The organism is Microbacterium sp. NPDC055455, from assembly GCF_053619935.1.
In genome coordinates this window covers 1-5148 of the sequence record NZ_JBSHLB010000014.1, presented here as the reverse complement: position 1 = coordinate 5148, position 5148 = coordinate 1, and the positions used below count along the sequence as shown (strand labels likewise).

2 rRNA genes are annotated in these 5148 nt (G+C 56.6%); both read left to right on the top strand.

Annotated features, from left to right (window positions below):
• Positions 1–762: 762 nt before the first annotated feature.
• Positions 763–2281: ribosomal RNA gene (locus tag ACWGUG_RS18480) — 16S ribosomal RNA — on the top strand.
• 364 nt (positions 2282–2645) lie between these two features.
• Positions 2646–5148 (top strand): 23S ribosomal RNA (locus ACWGUG_RS18475); the annotation flags it as partial.

The window sequence follows — 5148 nt, the reverse complement described above, 5'->3', positions numbered from 1 at the left end:
GCCGATGACCATGACATGGGTGTCGTCGCTGGTGCCCGACACGGATAAGGCGATCGCGTTGTCCGTGCGATTGATGGGCAATCGTCTGGCGCAGGTCGCGTTGCCGGCCGCCGCCGGTGCCCTTGCGGCGAGTGCGGGAGTGGCGACGGTGTTCGTCATCTCCGGTGCCGTGCTCGGTGCTTCGGCCGTGGCGGCGGGAAAGTCGTTGGGTGGGGGCGCGCGGGGCGAAGGTAGCGGGGAACTGGGGCGCAGTAGGGCCCGATGATCGGCGGATGACTGCCGGAGGCACGTGACACTGGGCGTGCTTTCCGTGGGTTGACGTGGCGTTTTGCGTTGTTCTCGGCGGCGTGTGTAATGTTCTGGGAGTCAGCGAGGCCGACGCCGCAAGGCGACACGGAAGCTGGCGCTGGGGGAAGACCTGAAACGATCCGGTCGAAGCCGTTTGCGCGGTTGAAATCGGATGTGCTAAGTTCTTCTCTTGCTGCTTGAAGCGGCCGGGAGTGCCCGGTTGTGGAGGGTGTGCTGGTGTTTTTTGAGAACTCGATAGTGTGCCGATGTACTATTTTTTGTGTTGATTTTTAAGGCGAGTGCCAGGAGTTTCTGGTTGCTCTTGAAAATTTAACCAATTTTTCGCGTGCCTGCTCCTTCACCCTGTCGGGGTGGGTGCGCGTGTTTTTCGGATAATGAATGCCAGGCTGACCGCTTTGGTGGTTGGTTTGTCGTTTGTTTTTTGCCGGTTTTGGGCTTTTCACTGAATTAGCTTTTGTGGAGAGTTTGATCCTGGCTCAGGACGAACGCTGGCGGCGTGCTTAACACATGCAAGTCGAACGGTAAGGCCCCAGCTTGCTGGGGTACACGAGTGGCGAACGGGTGAGTAACACGTGGGTGACCTGCCCCGCACTTCGGGATAAGCCTGGGAAACTGGGTCTAATACCGGATAGGACCGCACCGTGAGGGTGTGGTGGAAAGTTTTTCGGTGTGGGATGGGCCCGCGGCCTATCAGCTTGTTGGTGGGGTAATGGCCTACCAAGGCGGCGACGGGTAGCCGGCCTGAGAGGGTGGACGGCCACATTGGGACTGAGACACGGCCCAGACTCCTACGGGAGGCAGCAGTGGGGAATATTGCACAATGGGCGGAAGCCTGATGCAGCGACGCCGCGTGGGGGATGACGGCCTTCGGGTTGTAAACTCCTTTCACCATCGACGAAGGTTTTCTGACGGTAGATGGAGAAGAAGCACCGGCTAACTACGTGCCAGCAGCCGCGGTAATACGTAGGGTGCGAGCGTTGTCCGGAATTACTGGGCGTAAAGAGCTCGTAGGTGGTTTGTCGCGTCGTCTGTGAAATTCCGGGGCTTAACTCCGGGCGTGCAGGCGATACGGGCATAACTTGAGTACTGTAGGGGAGACTGGAATTCCTGGTGTAGCGGTGAAATGCGCAGATATCAGGAGGAACACCGGTGGCGAAGGCGGGTCTCTGGGCAGTAACTGACGCTGAGGAGCGAAAGCATGGGTAGCGAACAGGATTAGATACCCTGGTAGTCCATGCCGTAAACGGTGGGCGCTAGGTGTAGGGGTCTTCCACGACTTCTGTGCCGTAGCTAACGCATTAAGCGCCCCGCCTGGGGAGTACGGCCGCAAGGCTAAAACTCAAAGGAATTGACGGGGGCCCGCACAAGCGGCGGAGCATGTGGATTAATTCGATGCAACGCGAAGAACCTTACCTGGGCTTGACATATACGGGACCGGGCCAGAGATGGTCCTTCCCTTGTGGCTCGTATACAGGTGGTGCATGGTTGTCGTCAGCTCGTGTCGTGAGATGTTGGGTTAAGTCCCGCAACGAGCGCAACCCTTGTCTTATGTTGCCAGCACGTAATGGTGGGGACTCGTGAGAAACTGCCGGGGTCAACTCGGAGGAAGGTGGGGATGACGTCAAATCATCATGCCCCTTATGTCCAGGGCTTCACACATGCTACAATGGTCGGTACAGTGGGTTGCGATGCCGTGAGGTGGAGCTAATCCCTGAAAGCCGGTCTCAGTTCGGATCGGGGTCTGCAACTCGACCCCGTGAAGTCGGAGTCGCTAGTAATCGCAGATCAGCAACGCTGCGGTGAATACGTTCCCGGGCCTTGTACACACCGCCCGTCACGTCATGAAAGTCGGTAACACCCGAAGCCAGTGGCCCAACCCTTGTGGGGGGAGCTGTCGAAGGTGGGATCGGCGATTGGGACGAAGTCGTAACAAGGTAGCCGTACCGGAAGGTGCGGCTGGATCACCTCCTTTCTAAGGAGCTTTTATTATTGAAGTCGGCTTGTCATCGTAGGTTCCTGTGGAGCTGGTGGCGGGCCGCATTTTTTGGGTGGACGCTTGCTGGCCGCATGGTGCGGTCGTCAACATGAATGTGTGTGGTGCATCGGTGCGCTGTCGGGTGTCTGGGAAGACACCGCCTGCTGTCACGCGTGGGGCTTTGGTCCTTGGTGTGGTTGGTGGGTTGTGGTTTTTTCCTGTTGCGGTCATCGTTGCCGGCTGGGCTTGTTGTCTGGTTGGTGGTGGTGGTTGGTGTTGTGTGAGAACTGGATAGTGGACGCGAGCATCTTGATTTTTCTGTAGATTTGTTCCAACAGTTTATTCTGTTTGGTCGTTTTGTGTGTTGTGTTGTAAGGGCACACGGTGGATGCCTTGGCATCAGGAGGCCGATGAAGGACGTGAGAGGCTGCGAAATGCCTCGGGGAGCTGCCAACTAAGCGTTGATCCGAGGGTGTCCGAATGGGGAAACCTGGCCGTCGTTATGGGCGGTCGCCGCCAGATGAATTCATAGTCTGGTTGGTGGTTACGCGGGGAAGTGAAACATCTCAGTACCCGTAGGAAGAGAAAACAATTGTGATTCCGTTAGTAGTGGCGAGCGAACGCGGATGAGGCTAAACCGCATGCGTGTGATACCTGGCAGGGGTTGCGTGTGTGGTGTTGTGGGGTTTATGCGTGCATGGTCTGCCAGCTGTGCGCCGACAGTGGTTGTGGTTAGCGGAAAGTGCGTGGAATCGCCTGCCGTAGACGGTGAGAGCCCGGTACGTGAAAGCCATGGCCTGTTGGTTGCGTTTGTCCCCGAGTAGCAGCGGGCCCGTGAAATCTGCTGTGAATCTGCCGGGACCACCCGGTAAGCCTGAATACCTCCTGTGACCGATAGCGGATAGTACCGTGAGGGAATGGTGAAAAGTACCCCGGGAGGGGAGTGAAATAGTACCTGAAACCGTGTGCTTACAATCCGTCAGAGCCTCTTTGTGGGGTGATGGCGTGCCTTTTGAAGAATGAGCCTGCGAGTCAGCGGCACGTCGCGAGGTTAACCCGTGTGGGGTAGCCGTAGCGAAAGCGAATACTAACTAGTGTGTTTAGTGGCGTGTCCTGGACCCGAAGCGGAGTGATCTACCCATGGCCAGTGTGAAGCAGAGGTAAGACTCTGTGGAGGCGCGAACCCACTTAGGTTGAAAACTGAGGGGATGAGTTGTGGGTAGGGGTGAAAGGCCAATCAAACTCCGTGATAGCTGGTTCTCCCCGAAATGCATTTAGGTGCAGCGTCGTGTGTTTCCTCCTGGAGGTAGAGCTACTGGTTGGTTTAGCGGGACTATCATCTTAGCGACATCAGCCAAACTCCGAATGCCGGTGAGGTTAGAGCACGGCAGTGAGACTGCGGGGGATAAGCTTCGTAGTCGAGAGGGAAACAGCCCAGATCGCCGGCTAAGGCCCCTAAGGGTATGCTAAGTGGAAAAGGATGTGGGATCGCGAAGACAACCAGGAGGTTGGCTTAGAAGCAGCCATCCTTGAAAGAGTGCGTAATAGCTCACTGGTCGAGTGGTCCTGCGCCGACAATGTAGTGGGGCTCAAGCATACCGCCGAAGCCGCGGCAATCAGTCCTTGTGGCTGGTTGGGTAGGGGAGCGTCGTGTTCGGCTGTGAAGCTGCGGGGTGACCTGTGGTGGAGTGGACACGAGTGAGAATGCAGGCATGAGTAGCGAATGAGGAGTGGAAAACTCCTCCGCCGGATGACCAAGGGTTCCTGGGCCAGGTTAATCCTCCCAGGGTGAGTCGGGACCTAAGGCGAGGCCGACAGGCGTAGTCGATGGACAACGGGTTGATATTCCCGTACCCGCACAATCGCGCCCATGGTGAATCAGTGATACTAACCCTCCTGAAGCATCCTTTCATCACCTTCGGGTGGTGTCTGGTTGTGGATGCAGGGGACCTGATCTGGTAGTAGCCAAGTGATGGGGTGACGCAGGAAGGTAGCCGTGCCACCTGATGGATGGTGGTGTAAGCGTGTAGCCCGTGGTCCAGGTAAATCCGGACCGCAATTGAAGGGTGAGACGTGATGCGTACCCGTAGTGGGGAAGTTGGTGATCCTATGCTGCCGAGAAAAGCCTCTAGCGAGTGGTTGTGTGGCCCGTACCCCAAACCGACACAGGTGGTCAGGTAGAGAATACTAAGGCGATCGGGTGAACTGTGGTTAAGGAACTCGGCAAAATGCCCCCGTAACTTCGGGAGAAGGGGGGCCTCGTCATGTCTATGCCTTTACGGCGGACGGCGTGATGTGGCCGCAGAGAATAGAGGGAAGCGACTGTTTACTAAAAACACAGGTCCGTGCGAAGACGGTAAGTCGATGTATACGGACTGACGCCTGCCCGGTGCTGGAAGGTTAAGAGGACCTGTTAGGCCGGTTTTGCCGGCCGAAGCGGAGAATTTAAGCCCCAGTAAACGGCGGTGGTAACTATAACCATCCTAAGGTAGCGAAATTCCTTGTCGGGTAAGTTCCGACCTGCACGAATGGCGTAACGACTTCCCAACTGTCTCAACCGCGAACTCGGCGAAATTGCATTACGAGTAAAGATGCTCGTTACGCGCAGCAGGACGGAAAGACCCCGTGACCTTTACTACAGCTTGGTATTGGTGTTCGGTGTGGCTTGTGTAGGATAGGTGGGAGACTGTGAAGCGGATACGCCAGTATTCGTGGAGTCGTTGTTGAAATACCACTCTGGTCACTCTGGATGTCTAACTTCGAACCGTAATCCGGTTCAGGGACAGTGCCTGGTGGGTAGTTTAACTGGGGCGGTTGCCTCCCAAAAAGTAACGGAGGCGCCCAAAGGTTCCCTCAACCTGGTT